This window comes from Actinomadura rubrisoli (assembly GCF_004349215.1).
Taxonomy (GTDB): domain Bacteria; phylum Actinomycetota; class Actinomycetes; order Streptosporangiales; family Streptosporangiaceae; genus Spirillospora; species Spirillospora rubrisoli.
The window spans coordinates 1-19,589 of record NZ_SMKU01000172.1 but is presented as its reverse complement, the minus strand read 5'-3'; the positions used below and the strand labels follow the sequence as shown (position 1 = coordinate 19,589).

The window sequence follows — 19,589 nt, the reverse complement described above, 5'->3', positions numbered from 1 at the left end:
CCACCACCCCGCCCTCGACGCCCGCCCCGAGCGGCACGTGGACGGCCGGCAAGTCCTACACCGCGGGCGACAAGGTGACCTACAACGGCTCGTCCTACGAGTGCGTGCAGGCGCACACCGCGACCGCGGGCTGGGAGCCGGCGAACGCCGCCGCTCTCTGGCGGACGGCCTGAGCGCGCCGCGATGAAATACGGCGCGCTGGCCCTGATCGCCGCGTGTGTCCTGCTGCTGTTCGCGCAGTGCGGGGCCGCCGGAGGGTCGTCGTCCGCCCCCGTCCAGGCGCGGGGCGGGCGCGGCTTCAACACCACCGACGTGATGTTCCTGCAGATGATGGTGCCGCATCAGGGACAGGGCGTGCGGCTGGTGCGGCTGGCGCGCGGGCACGCCGTCCGTCCCGAGATCGCGACGCTGGCGGCGGCCATCGAGAGCACGGAGCTCAGCGAGATCAAGAGCATGGCGGGACGGCTGCGCGCGTGGCACCGCCCGGCCACCGCCGACCCCCATTCGCATGCCGCGCACGGCGGCATGCCCGAGACCAGCGAACGTGAGCTGGAGACGCTGGACCGGACCCCCGCCGACCGGTTCGAGCGCGCGTTCCTCAACCTCCTGATCGCCCACCAGGACGACGCGGTCCAGATGGCGCGGATGGAGACCGGCGGCGGACAGGACCCGTGGACGCGGCGCCTGGCGCAGAGCGTCGACCGATCCAGGTCGGCGCAGATCACGCGGATGCTCGCGATCCTCGGCCCCCACTCCCCGCAAGACTCCCCCAAGAAGTAGGTGTTCACATGCGCCGACTAATCAGTGCCCTGCTCACATTGGTCGTCGTCACGGCTCTGGCCGTGGCTCCCGCACAGGCGGCCGAACGGCTGACGGCGACGTTCAGCCTCAACGGCACGACCGGCAAGTACGTGGTCAACAATCCGGGCACGGCCGCCGCCAGCGGCTGGGCCCTGGTCTTCGAGCTGCCCTCGGGCGTGACCGCGAGCAACGCCCAGAACGCCACCCTTTCCCAGAGTGGAACGAAGGTGACGCTCAGGCCCGCGCACTACATCGACTCGATCCGCGCGGGCGGGACCACCGAGCCCTACAGCCCCACGTTCTCGCTCAGCTCCGCCGTCCAGCCGACGAAATGCCTGCTGAACGGCGCGAACTGCGACGGCTCGGGTGACCCGCCGCCCGAGAAGGCGGGCGTCACCGCGACCTACACCGTCGAGGGGACGCGCGCCAAGTTCGTGATCGCCAACAACAGCGGCGCCACGATCTCCAACTGGTCGGTCGTGTTCGACCTGCCCAACGGCGTCGTCGCCAGCGGCGGCGACAACGGCACCGTCAGCCAGAGCGGCCGGACGGCCACCCTCACCCCCGCCCACTACAACGCCACCATCCAGTCGGGCCGGACCACCGAGCCCTACAGCCCGACGTTCACCGTCAGCCAGTCCGGCGCCCAGCCCACGAGCTGCCGCGTCAACGACGTCAACTGCGACGGCACGGGCGACGCGGCGCCCAGCGCGCCCGGCGGCCTGAAGTCGACGGTGAAGACGACCAAGACCGTCTCGCTCGCCTGGGACGCCGCCAAGCCCGGCAGCCTCCCCATCACCGCGTACGAGGTCTACAACGGCGCGACCCTCGCGACCACGGTGCCGGACACCGGCGCCACGATCACGGGCCTGACCCCCAACACCGAGTACACGTTCACGGTGAAGGCCAGGGACCGCAAGGGCACGCTCTCCCCCGCCAGCGAGCCCCTCAAGGTCAAGACCAACGACCCGTCCGCCGACACCAAGGCGCCGAGCGTCCCGGACGGCCTGCGCAGCACCGGCAAGGACTCCGCCAGCGTCAAGCTCGCGTGGACCGCCTCGACCGACGACAGCGGCGTCGCCAACTACGACGTCCTCGTGGACGGGAAGGTCGCCACCACGGTGACCGGGACGACGGCGACCGTGGCGGGGCTGTCCCCGTCCACCGCCTACTCCTTCACCGTCCAGGCCCGCGACCTGTACGACAACGTCTCGGCCGCGAGCTCGGCGGTCAAGGTCACCACCGACGACGTCGTCGGCAACGGCCACGCCCGCGTCGGCTACTTCGTCCAGTGGGGCATCTACGGCCGCCAGTACTTCGTCCGCAACCTGGACACGACCGGCGCCGCCGCCAGGCTGACCCACATCAACTACGCGTTCGCCAACATCGACCCGAAGAACCTGACCTGCCTGCAAGGCGTCACCAAGGGCACCACCCCCGACCCGCAGGACCCGAACCAGGGCGACGGCGCCGGTGACGCCGAGGCCGACTACGGCCGCCCGTTCAGCGCGGGCCAGTCGGTGGACGGCAAGGCCGACACCGGCTGGGAGAAGCTGCGCGGCAACTACAACCAGCTCAAGAAGCTCAAGGCCAAGTACCCCAAGCTCAAGGTCCTGATCTCGATCGGCGGCTGGACGTACTCCAAGTACTTCTCCGACGCCGCCGCCACCGACGCGTCCCGCAAGAAGTTCGTCGCCTCCTGCATCGACACCTACATCAAGGGCAACCTGCCCGACTACAACGGCGCGGGCGGGCCGGGGACGGCCGCCGGCATCTTCGACGGCATCGACCTCGACTGGGAATGGCCCGGCGCCGAAGGCCACGCGGGCAACCACATCGGCAAGGACGACAAGGTCAACAACACCCTGCTGATCGCCGAGTTCCGCCGCCAGCTCGACGCGCTGACCAAGGACACCGGCAAGCGCTACGAGCTGACCGCCTTCACCCCCGCCGACCCGGCGAAGATCAAGGCCGGCTGGGACCTGCCCGAGGTCGCCAAGAGCATGGACATCTTCAACGTCCAGGGCTACGACTTCCACGGCTCGGGCAGCGACAACTCGTGGGAGCCCAACCGCACGGGCCACGCGGGCAACCTGTACACCGACACCGACGACCCGTACCCGTTCCACTTCAGCGTCGAGAACGCCGTGAAGGCCTACCTCGACGACGGCGTCAACCCACGCAAGATCACCATCGGCCTCGCCTATTACGGGCGCGGCTGGAAAGAGGTGACCGACGGCGGCAAGAAGGGCGAATGGCAGGACGCCAAGGGCGCCGCCCCCGGCCAGTTCGCCGAGGAAGCCGGAACACGCGGCTACAGCAACCTCATCGCCAGCGTCCCGAACTGCACCATCACCCACGATGAACAAGCCATCGCGACGTCCTGCTTCACCGGCAACAACGGCCAGTGGTGGTCGTTCGACGACACCTGGTCCATCGGAAAGAAGATGGCATGGCTGAAGAGCAAGAACCTGCTCGGCGCCATGATCTGGGAGATGTCCGGTGACCCCGGCCTCCTCACCAAGGCCGTCGACGACGGCCTGAAGTAACCCCGATCTCAGGGCCGGTGCCGACCGACATGGCGGCACCGGCCCTGATTCCATTTTCCGGCGTCAACAGTTCTGTTGACTATCGTCAGACAACGCGATAGGCATGATTGGTGACAGAGCGCCCCGGCTCCGGCCGGCTCCCGGCCTTCACCAGGTGACGAGTGCGGTGTCGGCGGCCGACGGCGTGCTGCGGGAGATCGAGCCGGAACAGATCCGGCCCGTGATCGCGTCCGCGCTGGCCCGGATGCGGCCGCCCGCCTACGGCGACGCCCGGCTGAGCTGGCAGCGGATCGAGCTCTCCGAGCTGCGTTCGATCGTCCACCTCGTCCGGCGGCAGCGGCTCGAATCCGCCTGCGAGCTTCTCGGGCGCTTCCAGGACGCGGGCCTCGGCCCCTACGCGCCGGTGCGGACGGCCGCGAACGGTGAGACGTCGCTCGTCATCCCTCCCGTCGCCGAGTCGCACGGCGCCGACCTCGTCCTGCTCGACGGCGTGCACCGCTGCCTGGCCGCCCTGGCCTGCGGCCTGCGCTCCATCGAGGTCTTCGTCGTCCGCGGCGACCTGCCCGGCCCGCCGGGCGACGTCTGCGCCCTGGCGGAGATCGGCCTGACCTCGGCTCACCCGGAGCCGGAGAGGACGTACCGCAACCTCCGCAACGAGGACTTCCGGCGCGTGCGGGACGGCGGCGGCCTGGAGGCCGTGGTGCGCCAGGAGATCGCCCGCCTCACGCGCGAGCAGCCCTGAGACGTCAGGGCACGAAGACGATGCGGCGGTCGCTGTCGGTCCGCGCCCAGGTCTCGGCGACATCGGCGAGCGGCACCGCTTCGGTATTGAGGAGGAGCTCACCGGCCGCGGCCTGCTGGAGGAGGGCCGCGAAGGCGGCCGCGGCGTCCGCCGGCGGAACCCGGCCGCCGGTCCCGCTCCCGATCAGCTGGACGGGCGCCTTGCGCAGCGCCATGGCGGGCAGCCCCGCCACCTCGCCGGCGGTCATCCCGACCAGGACGTAGCGGATCCGCCGCGCCGCGTCGCCCGGACGCCGGTCGCCGCGCATCAGCGCGGCGAAGACCGCCTCCGCCGGCGCGCCCCACAGGTAGTCCACGATCAGGTCGTAGGGGCCCTCGGCGGCCACGGCGGCGGCCAGCTCGTCGTGCGGCCGGTCGACGCTGACCGCGGCATCGGCCCCGTCCGCCACCAGCTGGTCGAGGATGCGCCGGTTGCGTCCGGCGGCGATGACGCGGGCGCCGTGCCGCTTGGCCAGCCGGGTCGCGATACGGCCGGACGCGCCGGTCGCGCCGAGCACGAGGACGGTCTGCCCGGCGGCCAGTTCCCCCTCCCAGACGACCGTCTTCCAGGCGGCCATACCCGGATTGAGGAGCGCCGCGGCGGTCACGTCGTCGACCCCGTCGGAAACGGGGAACCACCCGCCGTCGCGCACCAGCGCCTGCTCGGCCATCCCGCCATAGGGCCGCTGGGGCCCGAAGAAGGCCACCCGCGTCCCGTCGACCAGCCGTCCGACGCCGTCCAAGCCGACCACATGGGGGAACGCCGCCGGCGCGTAGTGCACGCCCTCGGCCATCAAACGGTCGGCCGGCTTGAGCGCCGCCGCGGTGACCGCGACGACCGCTTCGCCGTCACCGGCCGCCGGTGCCGGAAACAGCTCATAGCGCGGAGTCTGGCCGACGCCGTGCAGGACGGCGGCATGGATCTGCGGCGTGCTCACCGGGATCCCCCTGATTCCATACCGAATATTCCGTTCAATATAAACGGATGCGAATCAAGTCAGCGTCTCAGGTGTTGCGTGCCCGGCGTGACGTCCTCGGTGGATACCGCTAAGGGAGTCTGATCCAGGTGGTCAGGATGCTGCCGGCCCCCGAGCGGTAGTGCAGGCGGAAGGGCGCGCCGGGGACGGGGCGGATCACGAAGACGCCGACCTCGTCGACCGGGCGCGTGGCGACGAGGTCCGTGGACACGTAGAGGTCGACCTCGCCCGGGCGGGGCGGGACGACCTGGCCGAGCAGGGTGCCCTCGTCGATCTCCACCTCCAGCGTCATCTCGCTGGAGGCCCACGTCAGGTTGCGCAGGGACGCCGGTTCGGCGCGGGTCAGGGCGGGCCGGCGGTCCGCGCCGGCCGCCGAGTCGAAGGTCAGCTCGGCCAGCTCGGCGTCGATGCCGCGCCAGCAGTACGCCGCGCGGCCCGCCTGGACGAACGCGGAAGGCACCCGTTCGGCCTCGCGCACGGCCTCTTTCAGCGCGGCGAAGAGCTGTTCATCATCGTCCCAGGTGGCGGGCATGCCGGTTCTTCCTCCCCTACGTGTCGGCATCGGCCAGGGCCGCGAAGGCCGGGCAGTCGCGCAGGCGCCGCAGGCACCGGGCCCGGGTGGGCCCGATGCTCCCGATCGAGGTGCCCAGGCGGGCGCTGGCCTCCGCGTAGGACAAGGGGGGATCCTGCATGAGCAGGGTGAGCAGGCGCCGGCAGTGCTCGGGGAGCTGGCCGAACGCCGCGCGGAGCAGCATGTTCCGCTCGGCCTCGATCAGGTCCCGCTCGGCCGGCGCGTCGTGCTCTCCCGTGATCATGTGTGTGTCCAGAGGCTGTTCGATCCGCTCCTTACGCTGTTTTGCCCGCGCCAGGCGAAGGCATTCGCGCCGGGTCGTGGTCGCGAGCCAGCCCGGCAGCGCCGCGGGCTCGCGCAGCCTCGGCAGGTGCTCGACGAGCCGCAGCCAGACGGACTGGCCGACGTCGTCGGCGTCGGCGCCGGCGAGCCGGAACCGGCGGCAGACCGACCAGACGAGCGGCGCGTACCGGTCGACGAGGTCGTTCCACGCGTCCTGGTCGCCCGACCTGGCCCGATCGACCAGGGCGACGACCGCTGGGTCATCGCGCACGGGACGCCTCCTCTCGCTGAGGCCGGCGATCGTCACGTCGGTCGTCGCCGGGTTTCAGGGGACCCGGATGTCGGCCGCCGCCTTGAGGTAGGCGGGGCTCTTGTGGTCGGGCGGGTTCAGCAGCAGCGACGCCGCCTCCCGGGGCGTGACCCGGTCGGCCGCGGCGATGGCGGCGATGGCGCCGGCCACCTTGGCCGTCGCGATGGAGCAGCCGTTCCAGCGGGCGTACGGCTGGTCGAAGTGCGCGTGCCCGTGGTCCTCCTCCTTGCCCTCGTGGTTGAGCCGGACGAACCGGACCCGTCCCGGGACGAAGGTACTCGGCACCTGGACGCCGAGGGCGCGCAGCGAGATCCACGGCAGGGTCGGGCTGAACGGGGCGTTCTCGCCGTCCCGGTCGTCGGCGCCGACGCCGATGACCTCGTGGCAGGCGGCGGGCCACGCGGGCGTGTAGGGGTCGAGCAGGTCGCGGCTGGGCGCGCCGGGCTGGTCGAAGGCGGGCGGGCCGGGACGGTTCTCGTCGGCGGCCACCATGACGACGTCGGGGTCCAGCAGCTCGACGGCCCGGCCGAGGACGAGCGGCCGCTGCCCGTCGGCGGTCGCGGCGCCGAACGACATGCTGAGGACGTCCACGCTGCCGCGGAACGCGACCATCTTCTTGGCCACCTCCCAGGACGACGCCGTGCCCAGCCGGTCGAGCACGGAGCGGACCACCAGTTCGGCGTCGGGTGCCTTCTGCAGGGCGACGCCAACCATGAACGTGGCATGTCCCTGCGCCGCAGTCCAGTCCGGCGGCGGTTCGGGCAGCCCGGCGTCGGACTCCACGACGTACCTTCCGCGCAGGGCCGGGTGGTCGTACATGCCGGTGTCCAGGACCCCGACCCGGACCGGATGGTCGGACGACCCGCGCGGCGCCAGGACGACCTCGTCCGGGCGTGCCTGGACCGGGTCGCCGTCGCCGCCGATGTGGGGCGAGCCGTGGACGTCGTGGACGAGCCGGACCTTGCCCATCGCCGGGCCCGTCCAGCCCAGGTAGCGCCGCTGGAAGCGGTCGCGCAGCTCGGCCAGCACCACGTCGATCTCCGGCGGCTCCTGGTCGTCGCCGTAGGTCTCGCGCCGCAGCCGCCGCGCGCGGCCGAGCATGGCGTCCCGGTCGGCGCCCGCGCCGGGGATGGGGATGAGGCACGCGCCCGGCTCCCGCGGTTCGAGCAGGGCCAGGCGGAGCGCCTCGTCACGCTCCACGACCTTCCAGGACGTGCCGAAGGTCTCCAGCTCGGCGAGCAGGAACGGGACGAAGCGCAGCTCCACTGCCAGCTGATCCCCCCGGTAGGACTCCCGTTCGGTGAAGATGTCGACCATCTCATCGCCCCCTCTGAGCACATGGCTTTTCTCCTACAGAGGCGGCCGTCTTTGGTCTGATACATCGACATTCGAATTTCTGGGCTGAACACTGGTCGGCGTGGAGCAGACCGACCCCGCGCGGGAAGCGCTGCGGCTGGCCGAGGGGGACCCCCGGCGGGCGGTGGGCTACGCGTCCGCCCTCGCCCGGCGCGCACACGCGGAGGGCGACGCGGCGCTGGAGTCGGTCGCCGAGCGCGCCCTCGGCGACGCGAAGCTGTACCTGGAGGACGTCGACACGGCGCTCGCGCACCTGCGGTCGGCGCTGAGGCTCGGGATCCGGGCGGGCTCGTCGGGGCTGGCCACCGAGGCGCGGATCCGGCTGGCGTTCGCGCTGAACGTGCGCGGCCGTCCGCGGCAGGCCATGCGGGAGATCCGCACGGCCCTGCGGGACGCCTCGGGCGTGACGCGCGCGCGGGCCACGGCCCAGCGCGGCGCCATCGTCCACCATCTCGGACGGCTCGACGAGGCGTACGCCGACTACCGGACGGCGATCCCGGCGCTGCGGCGGGCGGGCGACGAGCTGTGGCTGCAACGGATGCTGTCCAACCGGGCCGTCCTGCACGGGAACCGGCGGGAGTTCAGCGCCGCCGAGGCGGACCTGGGCGAGGCGGAGACCCTGTGCCGGCGGCTCGGGCTCGAACTGTCCCTCGGGTTCGTCCACCAGAACCTGGGCTGGATCAGCACGATGCGCGGGGAGGTGCCCGCGGCGCTGCACTACCTCCGCATGGCCGAGCGGCGGTTCCGGGAGCTCGGGTCGCAGCTCGGTGAGGTGCTCCTCGACCGGGCGCGGCTGCTGCTGTCGGTGAACGTCACCGGCGAGGCGCGGCAGGCGGCGGAGGAGGCGGTCGGGCACTTCGCGCGGGAGCGGCGGCAGATCGGGCTCCCGGAGGCGCGGCTGGTGCTGGTCGGCGCCGCCGCGCTGGAGGGCGACCACGCCCGGGCGGTGGAGGAGGCCAGGCGGGCGGTGGTGGAGTTCCGGCGCCAGGAGCGCCCGGAATGGGCCGTCCTCGCCCGCTTCGCCGTGCTGTTCAGCCAGCTCGCGGGCGGGCGGCCGCCACGGACGGCCCTCGGCCGGCTGGAGCGCGTGGCCGACGAGCTGGCCGCGGCCGGATGGCCGGTCGAGGCGCTGGAGGCACGGCGGTTCGCCGGACGGCTCGCCCTGGAGCGCGGAATGGCCGAGAGGGGCCGCCGCCAGCTCGCGGAGCTGGCGAGGGCGCGGGCGCGCGGACCCGCCGACCTCCGGGTGCGGGCCTGGAACGCCGAGGCGCTGATCCGGCTGTCGCGGGGCGACCGGCGCGGCGCGACGAGCGCGGTCCGCGCCGGGCTCCGGGTGCTGGACGAGCACCGGACGACCCTGGGCGCCACCGACCTGCGCGCCCACGCGTCCGGGCTGCGCGCCGACCTTGCCGCGCTCGGGCTGCGCATCGCCGCCGAGAGCGGCCGCCCCGGCAGGGTGCTGGAGTGGGCCGAGCAGGGCCGGGCGAGCCACCTGCTGATGCGGCCCGTCCGCCCGCCCGCCGACAAGTGGCTGGCCGACGCCTTCACCGAGCTGCGGGTCACCGCGGGCGCGATCGCCGACCTCGGCGGCGCGCGCGGGACGGCCGCTCCCCGGGCGCGGCTCGTCCAGCGCCAGCTCGTCCTGGAGCGCGAGATCCGGGACTACTGCCGGCTGCGGCGCGGCGACGGGCCCGCCTGGGCGGCCGAGCCCGCGTCGGTGCGGGCGCTGGCCGCCGAGCTGGGCGGGACGGCGCTGGTGGAGTTCGTCCTGCTGGACGGCGCGCTGCACGTGGTGACGGTCGTCGACGGCCGCGCCCGGCTGCGCCGCCTGGGCGCGCCCGGCGACGTCCGCGATCTGGTCGACCGGATCCCGTTCGCGCTGCACCGCATCGTCCGCCAGCACGTGAGCCCGCAGAGCCGGTCCGCCGCCGAGCTGATGCTCCGCGACACCGCCGAGCGGCTCGACGTCCTCCTGCTCGGCCCGCTGCGGGACGAGCTGGCCGGCCGTCCGCTGGTGCTCGTCCCGACCGGGCCGCTGCAGTCGCTGCCGTGGTCGATCCTGCCCTCGTGCGCCGGACGGCCGGTCACCGTCTCGCCGTCCGCGACGCTGTGGCTGGCGGGGCGGACGCAGTGCCCGCCGTTCGCGCCTCCCCCGGGCGCCGCGTGCGGCCCGGCCCTGGTCGCCGCCGGGCCCGACCTGCGCTGGGCGGACGCCGAGACGCGGGCGGTGGCACGGATCCACGGCGCGGCCCCGCTGACCGGCCCGGCGGCGACCGTCGGCGCGGTGCTGGAGGCGTTCAACGGCGCGCGGCTGGTGCATCTCGCGGCGCACGGGCGGATCCATCCGACGAACCCGCTGTTCTCCTCGCTCCGCTTCGCCGACGGGCCGCTCACCGTCTACGACCTGGAGACGCTGGAGCGCGCGCCCCGGCTGGTGATCCTCGCCGCCTGCGACAGCGGCCGGTCGATCGTCCAGCGGGGGGACGAGCTGCTCGGCCTCAGCGCGACGCTGCTGGCCCTCGGGACCCGGCAGGTCATCGCGTCGGTCATGCCCGTCCCGGACGCCGAGACCGCGCCGCTGATGATCGCCTTCCACCGGCGGCTGGCGGCCGGGAGCTCCGCGGCCGAGGCGCTGGCACTGGCGCAGCGGGAGCTGTCGGGACGCGACGCGGCCGCGCGCGCCGCCGCCGCGGGCTTCGTCTTCATGGGGACGGACGCCTGAAGTCCATGGGGACGGGCGCCTGAAAGGGACGGGCCGAAATTTTTCCCGGCCGATGTATCAGAGCGGTTCCCCGCGTCCTCCGTCCAAGTGTCGGCAGTCCCGCGCCAGTCGCCGTGACGGCCGCACCGTGACGCCGATGCCGTGGGGCCCGCCATACGGGGGCCGGGCCCCACGACTTCGCGCGTCGCCCAGGGACCGGAGGGGCTCGGGGGCTCAGCCGGCACCGAGGGAGATGAAGGACAGGCAGGTGGCCGCCTCCACGGGCTCGACAGCGGACCCGGCGGAGGCGGCGGGGGAGGCGGCGCGGCGGGCGTCGCGCAGCGCGGTGGGGAGGGCCGCGCCGCGGCGCAGCTCCTGGTGGAGCGCGAGCATCAGGGGCACCGCCGCGACGTCGTTCACCGGGACGACGCTGGCGACGATGCCGGCCGTCCCCAGCTGGATCAGCGACGCGGCCAGGCCGAGCAGCTCGTCCGCGCCCGCCGGGGCGGTGCGCCCCGAATCGCAGCTCGACAGGACGATCTGGCGCGGCGGGCGGCGGAGCCGCTCCAGGTCGTAGACGGTCAGCGGGCCGTCGTCCATCCGCAGCGACGAGAACATCGGGCTGTCGGCGCGGAACGTGCCGTGCGCGGCGACATGGGCGAGCCGGGCGCCGTCCATGGCCGCCAGGACCCGCGCGGCGGCCGCCGTGCCCCAGCCGAGCACCGTCGGCCCGGCGCCGTCGGCGGCGTACCGCCCGGCGAGCCGCTCGACCTCCGTCCCGCCCGACTCCAGGCCCGGCCCGCGGACCAGGACGACCCCGCCCTCCGCCCGCGGGCCGGCGGTGGCGCGGGCGGCCCGGCGGGCGCGCAGCCACGACGCGGCGGACGGCGCGACGCTCAGCACCCGGTCGCGCAGCAGCGGGACCAGCGGCCAGGGCACGGCGTGCAGCCGCCCGGGCGGCACCACGATCGTCGCGCCGTCGCCGAGATGGCCTCCGGCGTCGCCGAGCAGCAGCGCGTCGAGCCGGCCGCCCAGGATGTGCAGCCGCTCCAGCAGGACCTCCGGGGGCACCGCGGACCGCCCGTGCGCCAGCCGGGTCAGCCCGAACCGGGCGATGTCGACCTGCCGGGCCGCGTCCTCGGTCCGTCCCGCCGGGAACCTGCGGACCCGTCCCGAGCCGCACACCAGGACGTGCAGCTCGCCGTCGACGTCGACCAGCTCGACGAGCCGGTCGTCGCCCAGCTCGTCCAGCAGGCCGGGGATGTCGCATCCGGCGGGGGCGATCCGGTCCGAGCCCTGGACGCGCAGCGCCCGCGCCCGGACCGCGCGCTCCAGCCGGACCTGCTCGGCGCGCAGCGGGGCCGTCGGGCGGCCCTGGGCCTGCGCGCGCGGGAGCCGCCCGGTGATGGCGCGCAGCGCGGCCAGCTCCGCCTGCAACCGCTCGTCGTCGGGCGGCCGGACGGGAGGCACGGCGAGCGTGCTCGCCCGCCACCGCTCGCTCCAGGCCAGCAGCATCCGGGGGCGGCCGAGCCGCAGCGCGTGCCGCAGGCCGAGGCTCGCCAGCTCCGCGCCGTGCGCGGTCGTCTGCGCGCGGAGCTCGGACGAGCCGAGCGTGCCCCGGTGGTCGTCGATGACGGCGAGCCCGCTGCGGCAGGCGTGCATCAGGCGGCGCGAGTCGCCGGCGGCCTCCGCGCGCAGGGCCTCCGCCAGCCACCCCACCGACCGGGTGAGCGCGGGCCCGTGCCGGCGGCCGCGCGCGGCGGCGGCCAGATGCCCCTCGGCGTCGGCGCGGCCGAGCGCGAGCGCGATCCGCCCGGCGACCAGGCGGCCGAGGGGCAGGTCCGGGGAGCCGAGCGCGGCCAGCTCGGCGACGCAGCGCTCGGCGTCCCCGAGCAGCGCGCCGGTCACCGGCCCCGCCGAGAACCGCGCGCGGATCCGCACCAGCCGCGCGTGCGCCCGCCACCAGCGCCGCTGCTGCCGCCCGAACAGCCGGGCCGCCTCGGCGGCGCTCTCCAGCGCCGGTCCCGGGCGGCCGGCCGCGAGCGCGCAGTCGGCGGCCGTCAGCAGCAGCTCGGCGCGCTTGGCGGGCCGCCCGCCCATCCGCTCCAGCCGGACGAGCGCCGACTCGGCCTCGGCGAGGGCGTCGCGCGACAGCCCGGCCGCCAGCAGCGCCGCGCATCGCTCGACGCTCAGCGAGACGTCGTCGGCGCCGAGCTTGCCGAACCGGTCGGCCGCGGCGTCGAAGCAGGTCAGCGCGGTCGGCAGCGCGCCGATCCGGAGGGCGAGGACGCCGCGGTGCACGGTGGCGTCCACCGACTCCAGTTCCTGGCCCGTCCGCGCGAACAGCTCCTCGGCGCGCCGGTAGTCGTCGGCGGCCCGGCGCACCCGGCCGAGCGCCAGATGGCAGGAGGCCCGCTCGGTCAGCCCGCGCGCCTCCCACATCAGGTCGCCGGCCTGGCGCAGCGTGGCTATCGCGCCGTTGAGGTCGGCGAGCGCCTCCCCGTGCCGTCCGAGGATCAGCAGGACGCCGCCGCGGCGCAGCAGGATCCGGCCGTGCAGCCTTCCGGTCGACCGCGCGGCGGCCGCGTCCAGGGACTTGCGGCCGGCGGTGGTGCGGCCGGCGAACACCAGCGCGACGCCGAGCGTGGCGAGGACGTCGGCCTCCCGCTCCGCCGACCCGGACCGCCGGGCGAGCCTGAGCGCCGCCCGAAGCTCGGCGACCGCCTCGCCGCTGTCGCCGAACTCGCGCAGGACGATCCCGGCGGCCTGATGGGCGACCGACGCGGCGAACGGCTCGGGGGACCCTGCCAGGACGCGGCGCGCGCGCACCAGCGCCTCGCGGGGCCGGGACAGCGCCAGCGGCAGCAGGTCGTCCTCGTCCTCACCGGCTGTGTCCGGACCGCGCCGCATACACCCCTGAGTAGTGGCTTCCGCTCCCCGTTCGCAAGCGGGTTCCCGTCCGGATGTATCAGAGTGGCCGCGATCGGCCTCCGCAGAAGTGGTCCCTGTGCGGCGTTTGAGAGGAAGTGTTGTGGACGCGGTATACGAGGCGCAGTTCAGAATGATCCGGGAAGCGTGCGCGCGGAAGGGGATGCAGATCGACGTGGCCATGCGGCCGGGCGGCGCGGCCGCCTACGTCTACCAGGTCGGACGCCTTCTGGTGCGCGACCAGGGCGACAATGTCCGCCGCGTGCACGCCCACCTGCCCGGCGTGTACCCCATCGACGAGCCGGCGCCCGGCGGCCTGATGGTGCTGGCGACCGACCGCCTGGAGGAGCAGCGGACCGTCCCGGAGGTGCTGGACGCCCTCGACGCCGAACTCGGCGACAACAACCCCGCGCTGCTCGCGGACGAGTCGCCGCTGGCCACCCCGATCCACGTCCTGCACCTGTCCCGGCTCTGCATGGCGACCGAGCCGGAGCCGCCGAACGCCGCGGACCCCGTCCCGTGGCCGCCGCCGTGCCGCACGCCGCAGGGCGGGAACGAGGTGCGGGTCGCCGTCATCGACAGCGGCCTGATGGAGGACTTCGACCCCGCCGCCTACCCGTGGATGGCCGGCGTCACGGGCGAGCACGACCCCCTCGGCCCGGCCGTGCCGCCGTCGGGCCGGCGCATCGAGGGCTACACCGGGCACGGCACCTTCGTCGCGGGCGTTGTGAAGTGCATGGCCCCGTCCGCGAAGGTGCACGTGACGAACCTGTTCGCGTCCACGGGCGTGGAGCTGGAGACCCAGGTCGTCGACGCGCTCGGCCGCGTGATGCAGGAGCACTCGCCGCACATCATCAACCTGTCGGCCGGGACGTACACCCGCAACCTGTGGACCTCGCTCGGCTTCGAGGCGTTCCACGCGATGTACCCCGACGTGGCCCTGGTCGCGGCCGCCGGGAACGACGCCACGAGCGCGCCGTTCTACCCGGCGGCCTACCCCTGGGTGATCTCGGCCGGGGCGCTCGGCGCCGACGGGCGGCACCGGGCCTGGTTCAGCAACTACGGTCCCACCGTGGACGTGTACGCGCTCGGCGAGGCACTCGTCAACGCGTACACGACCGGGACCTACACCTACAACGAGCCTCCGCGGGCGCCGGCGCGGCAGGACTTCGGGGGGATGGCGAGATGGAGCGGGACGTCGTTCTCCGCGCCGCTGGTCGCCGGGCTGGTCGCGTCCCGGATGGCGCGCACCGGCGAGACCGCGCCGGCCGCCGCGCAGGCCGTGCTGGACGCCGCGGCCATGCAGGAGATCCCCGGGGTCGGCCCGGCGCTGCACCCCTGCGACGAACCCTGAACGAACCGGGAAGGGAGGCCGGGACATGCGGGACGACCCCACCGTCGTCGCCCTCGTGACCCGTGCGCGCGACCGCGACAAGGCCGCCTGGGACGAGATCGTCGAACGCTACGCGCCGCTGGTCTGGTCGATCTGCGCGGCGCACCGGCTCGGCCGCGCCGACGCCGACGACGTCGCGCAGACCGTCTGGCTCACCCTGGTGGAGCGCCTGGCGGACCTGCGCGACCCGGCCGCCCTGCCCGGCTGGCTGGCCGCGGCGACGCGCCGCGAATGCGCCGAGCGTGCCCGGACGTCGGGCGCGGAACCGCCGGACCCGGCGGCGATCGACCGGGCCGTGCGGGCGGCGACGCGGAACGCCGCCCTGACCGAGGCGTTCAGGGGGCTCGATCCCGGCTGTCGGCGGCTGCTCGCCCTGCTCATGGAGCGGCCCTCGCTGTCGCACGCGGAGATCGGCGCGGCGCTGGGCCTGCCGGCCGAGGAGATCGGCCCGGCGCGCGCCCGGTGCCTGGAGCGGCTGCGCGGCTCCCCCGCCCTGACCGGTTCCGTATCGCAGGACGGAGGTGAGCGAGATGGCGTGGTGGGACGATGACGACCGGCTCTTCGCGGCGCTGAAGGACGCCGTGGCGGAGGCGAGGGAGGTGCCGCCCGAGTTCGTCCAGGCGGGCAAGGCCATCTTCACGTGGCGGGACGTCGACGCCGAGCTGGCGGCCCTGACCTACGACTCGGCGGCGGGCGACGACCTGGCGTCCGCCCTGCGCGGCGCCGAGGCGGCGCCGCTGCGCGCCCTCATCTTCGCCACCGCGGACCTGACCGTCGAGCTGGAGGTGGAGGCCGAGTCCCTGGTCGGGCAGCTCGACCCGCCGCTCCCGGGAACGGCGGAGCTGCTGCTGGCCGGCGGCGAGGGCGTCACCACCCCCATCGACGAGGACGGCTGCTTCGTCTTCCGCCCGCCGCCCGCCGGCGACTTCCGCCTCTGCTGCCGCCCCGCGCCGGCCGCGCCGGGGCACGGCGCGGCGGGCGTGATGACGGGGTGGATACGGCTGTGACCAGGCCGGGTACCGGCTACGGCCGGTACCTGGCCAGGTAGGCCGCGAAGTCCCAGCTCTCCGCGAAGTCCCGGGCGGCCCGCCTTCCGCTCTCGTACAGCCGCTCGCGGGTCTCGGCGTCGAGCCCGAAGTCGGTGGCGAGGACCCCGTCGGTGGCGGCGAACATCGTCCGCGCCACGATCGACGGCTCGTCCATCAGCACCCGGTCGTGCGCCTCGGCCATCGTGGCGATGACCGCCCGCGCGAACCCGACCGGCCCGCGGACCGGCCGCCACTGCGGGAACGGCCCGCCGTCCGGCGGCCGCGCCGACAGCTTGACGCCGAACGTCGGCCATCGCGGGGTCACGTGGTCGTGCCGGTCGAAGACGGTGATCGGGTAGTTGGACAGCATGCCGCCGTCCACATGCAGGGACGCCGACCGCCCCTGCGAGCGGACGCGCCGTGGCCGGAAGAACACGGGGATGGACGCCGAAGCGCGCACCGCGTCCGCGACGGACTGCTCGTCCGGATCGAGCCCGTACCGGTGGTACTCCCAGGGCAGGCACACCATGCGCCCGCTGCTGATGTCGGACACCACGACCACGAGCGAGTACGCGCGCTCGGGCGGGAGGTCGCTGTCCGGATCGTCCAGACGGAGCTGCCCGAACGTCTCGACGCCGCAGCCTTTCAGCCGCTTGGAGATCCACCGGTGCAGCTCGTCGCCCTTGTAGAGGCCCAGCCGGGTGACCAGCGACCAGCCGCGGCCGACGACGCCGAAAGGCGGGCTGTCCTGGAACCGGCCGTAGTCCACTTCCCGCATCTCCCGGGCCATGTCCGGCACCGGCATCCCGGCCGCCAGCATCGCCCCGATGATCGCACCGGCGGACGTCCCCGCGATCCGCGCGGGCCGTCCCAGCGTGAAGCCCAGCGCCTCCAGCTCGGTGATCGCCCCCACGAGCGCGATGCCCTTGACGCCACCGCCCTCCAGCACCAGATCGGCCCTGGACGAGTCGACTGTGCCCATGGCGCCGCTCCCTCCACGCTCTGTATTTATACAGTCACTCTAGAAGGAGGTGACGGCAACCCTCTTTGATACATCCGATTCGGCATTTGTCGCCGGACCCGGCCGCCCGTCCCTGTCCCCGGCTCCGGCGCCGCGCAACCGGACGGCCATGTACGCGAGAAAGCACAACCCGGCGACCAGGTAGCAGTTGGCGACGAGCGTCAGCCCCCAGTGGAACCCGTACTGGCGCGGGTGCCCGCCATGGGGCGTCCACCACAGCGGGGACAGGACGAAGAGCGCGTAGCCGCAGCCCACGGCGACCCGGTGACCGTTCCGCGCGAGGACGAACAGGACCGGCAGGACCCACACCCAGTGGTGCGCCCAGGAGATCGGCGAGACCAAGAGACCGGTCACCCCGGCCACGGCCGCCGCGCCCAGCCAGTCGTCCTTGCGCGCCCACGCGGCCGCCACCGCCAGCCCAACGACCCCCAACACCAGCGGGACGAACGCATACCAACTCCCGACGTGCTCCACGTCCCCGAGAATCCGGACCGCAGCGCCGTACGGGGATTGGTTGCTGATGTACGGGACGCCGACCCGCGAGGTGTCGTAGAAGATGTGCCTCCAGTAAAGCCGAGAGGCGTCCGGCGCGACGAAATGGGCGAAGCCGCTGCACACCAGAAACGTCGCACAAGCCGTCATGGCGGCTTTGATCCGTCCGCTGACCAGCAGCAGGACCACGAAGATGGCCGGCGTCAGTTTGATCGCCGCGGCCACCCCGATCCCGACCCCGGCGAAACGCCCGGCCGACAGGCGCCGAACATCGATCAGCACCATCGCCAGCAGAAACATGTTCACCTGGCCAAGGAAAATCGACTGCCACATCGGCTGCAACATCAACGCCATGGCGACAACAGCACAGACCGCGACCCGGGACCCGGCCATCCTCATCGTGTTCACACAGGCCAAGGCCAGTGCCGCGACCGACGCGACCTGCCAGATCACCCGCGCCGCACCGAGCGGTATCGCGCCGACGGGCACGAACACCGCCGCCATGAAAGGCGTGTTGGTGAACCAGTGGGCGACGAGCTGCTCGCTGTACAGGCGCGTGCCGTCCGTCAGGGCATGCCCGCCCTCCCAATAAATATGGAAGTCCAGCGAATCATAGGTGACGGCGAACACCAAAACACCAACCATTTGAAGCACCAGCACAAAAGGAACAGCCCAACGCCTCACAACACCACTCCGTCGCCCAATGACCACCAGGACGTCAACGGTGACGCGAAACGCACCACTCGAACATCGGGCCATCGGCCACATTCGGAGAAGGGTTTTGTAGCCCCGAGGCGTACGCCTTCAGGCCAATACCCCGGCAGGGAACCGCCGGATACGATCAGCGCATGTCCACCCGCGCGCTCCCGCCCGCATGGACGGCCCTGGCCTGGTGCGGCGCCGCCGCGTACCCCGTCGTCCTCTACTTCACGATGGCGAACGGGCGGTACGGCTTCGCCATCCCGGAGGTCGCCCTCTCAGGGATCCTCACCGCCCTGACCGCGCACCTGCTGCGGAAGCACCCGCTGCCGGCCCTCACGCTGCTGCTCATCGCCTGGACCGGCGCCGCCATCGAGATGCAGAACCTGCCGGTCCTGCTCCTGCAACTGCTGGTCACCGACCTCGCCGTCGGCTACGTCGCGGCCACCCGCTCGCGCCGCCTCTCCCTGTCCGCTGCCGCCGTGACGCTCGCCGTGCAGCAGGCGTCCGCCGCCGCCTACCCCTCCGCGCCGGACGTCCTCGCCGGCGCCATCGTCATCGGCTCGGCGATGGCCGCCACCTGGCTGGCGGGCAACTCACTCCGCGAGCGCCGCGAGCACGCGCGGGAACTGGCGGAGCGGGCCACGGCCCAGGCCGTCACCGCCGAACGGCTGCGCATCGCCCGCGAGCTGCACGACATGGTCGCCCACAGCATCGGCATCATCGCCATCCAGGCCGGCGTGGGCGGCCGCGTCATCGACACCCAGCCCGCGGAGGCCCGCGCGGCGCTGGCCGCCATCGAGGACACCAGCCGCGAGACCCTGTCCGGCCTGCGCCGCATGCTCGGCGCGCTCCGCCGCACCGACCCGTCCGTCGCGGCCCCCCGCGACCCGGCGCCCGGCCTGGCCGACCTCGACCGCCTGGCCTCGGCGACCCGGGACGCGGGCGTCGCCGTCGACGTCCGGTGGACCGGCGCCCGCCGCCCGCTCCCCCAGGACATCGACCTGTCGGCCTTCCGCATCATCCAGGAGGCGGTCACCAACGTGGTCCGCCACGCGGGCACCGCCCGCTGCCGCGTCTCCATCGACCACCGCGACGACGAACTGGCCGTCGAGATCCTCGACGACGGCCAGCGCCGCGGCCCCGCGTCCCCCGGCTACGGCCTGGTCGGCATGCGCGAACGGGTCGGCCTCCTGAACGGCGACCTCACCGCCGGCCCCCGTCCCGAGGGCGGCTTCCGCGTGGCGGCGCGGCTCCCGCTCCGATGACGGTCCGCGTCGTCCTGGCCGACGACCAGCCCTTGATCCGCGCGGGCCTGCGCGTCCTCATCGCCGACCATCCCGACCTGGAGATCGTCGGCGAGGCCGGAACCGGCGCCGCCGCCGTGGAGCTGGTCGAGGCCGTCCGTCCCGACGTCGTCGTGATGGACATCCGCATGCCCGACATGGACGGCATCGACGCCACCCGCCTGATCACGGCGGGCCCCACCGCGGCGCAGGTCCTCATGCTCACCACGTTCGACGACGACGACTACGTCTACGCCTCGCTGCGCGCGGGCGCGAGCGGCTTCGTCCTCAAGGACATGGCACGACAAGCACTCGACGCCAACGGATACGGCCACATCCAAGTGATCACCAGAGATGGAGCGCTCGGAGCCGCAGAGCACGCCCCGTTCGACCGCATCATCGTCACCGTTGGCGC

Annotated in this window: 17 protein-coding genes; 10 read left to right on the top strand and 7 right to left on the bottom strand. The window is 73.7% G+C overall.

Annotated elements, in window-relative coordinates:
- From E1298_RS51580 to E1298_RS27600, 4 genes are all read left to right on the top strand, one after another.
- Positions 1 to 173 (top strand): carbohydrate-binding protein (locus tag E1298_RS51580; protein ID WP_341770651.1); only part of this gene is annotated, 173 nt, incomplete at its 5' end.
- A gap of 10 nt (positions 174 to 183) precedes the next feature.
- A complete protein-coding gene (locus E1298_RS27610; protein WP_131898298.1) occupies positions 184 to 780 on the top strand; it encodes a DUF305 domain-containing protein in 597 nt (198 codons plus the stop codon).
- 8 nt (positions 781 to 788) lie between these two features.
- Positions 789 to 3,350, top strand: coding sequence for a glycosyl hydrolase family 18 protein (locus E1298_RS27605; protein ID WP_131898296.1), 2,562 nt, complete (start codon positions 789 to 791; stop codon positions 3,348 to 3,350).
- Between the two features lie 166 nt (positions 3,351 to 3,516).
- On the top strand, positions 3,517 to 4,092 hold the full coding sequence (locus E1298_RS27600; RefSeq protein ID WP_165975686.1) for a hypothetical protein: 576 nt from the start codon (positions 3,517 to 3,519) through the stop codon (positions 4,090 to 4,092).
- Positions 4,093 to 4,096: 4 nt separating this feature from the next.
- Here E1298_RS27600 and E1298_RS27595 read toward each other — a convergent pair whose 3' ends face one another.
- The 4 genes from E1298_RS27595 to E1298_RS27580 all read right to left on the bottom strand — a co-directional run bounded on the left by E1298_RS27595 (position 4,097) and on the right by E1298_RS27580 (position 7,587).
- The gene (locus tag E1298_RS27595) at positions 4,097 to 5,068 is read right to left on the bottom strand and encodes a quinone oxidoreductase family protein (RefSeq protein WP_131898292.1); all 972 of its coding nucleotides are present in this window, start codon (positions 5,066 to 5,068) and stop codon (positions 4,097 to 4,099) included.
- Between the two features lie 109 nt (positions 5,069 to 5,177).
- Entirely contained in the window at positions 5,178 to 5,639 is a 462-nt protein-coding gene (locus E1298_RS27590) for a hypothetical protein (protein ID WP_131898290.1), read from the bottom strand.
- A 16-nt stretch (positions 5,640 to 5,655) separates the two neighbouring features.
- Positions 5,656 to 6,231, bottom strand: coding sequence for an RNA polymerase sigma factor (locus E1298_RS27585; RefSeq protein WP_131898288.1), 576 nt, complete (start codon positions 6,229 to 6,231; stop codon positions 5,656 to 5,658).
- 54 nt (positions 6,232 to 6,285) lie between these two features.
- Positions 6,286 to 7,587 carry a S8 family peptidase gene (locus tag E1298_RS27580; RefSeq protein WP_131898286.1) on the bottom strand — a complete coding sequence of 434 codons (1,302 nt, stop codon included), beginning with the start codon at positions 7,585 to 7,587 and terminating at the stop codon, positions 6,286 to 6,288.
- Positions 7,588 to 7,687: 100 nt separating this feature from the next.
- Here E1298_RS27580 and E1298_RS27575 point away from each other — a divergent pair, with 100 nt between their 5' ends.
- Positions 7,688 to 10,348, top strand: a complete 2,661-nt coding sequence (locus E1298_RS27575) for a CHAT domain-containing protein (protein WP_131898284.1) — start codon at positions 7,688 to 7,690, stop codon at positions 10,346 to 10,348.
- 213 nt (positions 10,349 to 10,561) lie between these two features.
- Here E1298_RS27575 and E1298_RS27570 read toward each other — a convergent pair whose 3' ends face one another.
- On the bottom strand, positions 10,562 to 13,237 hold the full coding sequence (locus E1298_RS27570; protein WP_131898282.1) for a CHAT domain-containing protein: 2,676 nt from the start codon (positions 13,235 to 13,237) through the stop codon (positions 10,562 to 10,564).
- Between the two features lie 121 nt (positions 13,238 to 13,358).
- Between E1298_RS27570 and E1298_RS27565 the strand changes: the two genes are divergently transcribed.
- From E1298_RS27565 to E1298_RS27555, 3 genes are read left to right on the top strand one after another with little or no spacing between them, the layout of a single operon-like run.
- Entirely contained in the window at positions 13,359 to 14,609 is a 1,251-nt protein-coding gene (locus E1298_RS27565) for a S8 family peptidase (protein ID WP_131898280.1), read from the top strand.
- A 25-nt stretch (positions 14,610 to 14,634) separates the two neighbouring features.
- The gene (locus E1298_RS27560) at positions 14,635 to 15,198 is read left to right on the top strand and encodes an RNA polymerase sigma factor (RefSeq protein WP_131898278.1); all 564 of its coding nucleotides are present in this window, start codon (positions 14,635 to 14,637) and stop codon (positions 15,196 to 15,198) included.
- Positions 15,170 to 15,655: a hypothetical protein gene (locus E1298_RS27555; RefSeq protein ID WP_131898276.1), complete on the top strand. Its 486-nt coding sequence runs from the start codon at positions 15,170 to 15,172 to the stop codon at positions 15,653 to 15,655. The genes E1298_RS27560 and E1298_RS27555 overlap by 29 nt, the downstream gene beginning before the upstream one ends.
- 16 nt (positions 15,656 to 15,671) lie before the next feature.
- Here E1298_RS27555 and E1298_RS27550 read toward each other — a convergent pair whose 3' ends face one another.
- Both E1298_RS27550 and E1298_RS27545 read right to left on the bottom strand, forming a co-directional pair.
- Positions 15,672 to 16,658, bottom strand: coding sequence for a patatin-like phospholipase family protein (locus E1298_RS27550; protein ID WP_131898274.1), 987 nt, complete (start codon positions 16,656 to 16,658; stop codon positions 15,672 to 15,674).
- Between the two features lie 39 nt (positions 16,659 to 16,697).
- Positions 16,698 to 17,849: a glycosyltransferase 87 family protein gene (locus E1298_RS27545; protein WP_165975685.1), complete on the bottom strand. Its 1,152-nt coding sequence runs from the start codon at positions 17,847 to 17,849 to the stop codon at positions 16,698 to 16,700.
- A 188-nt stretch (positions 17,850 to 18,037) separates the two neighbouring features.
- On the opposite strand from E1298_RS27545, the gene E1298_RS27540 reads away from it, so the two are divergent.
- Both E1298_RS27540 and E1298_RS27535 read left to right on the top strand, forming a co-directional pair.
- Positions 18,038 to 19,156, top strand: coding sequence for a sensor histidine kinase (locus E1298_RS27540; RefSeq protein ID WP_131898270.1), 1,119 nt, complete (start codon positions 18,038 to 18,040; stop codon positions 19,154 to 19,156).
- The coding region (locus E1298_RS27535) for a response regulator (protein ID WP_131898268.1) at positions 19,153 to 19,589 on the top strand (437 nt) is incomplete at its 3' end. The genes E1298_RS27540 and E1298_RS27535, both read left to right, overlap by 4 nt.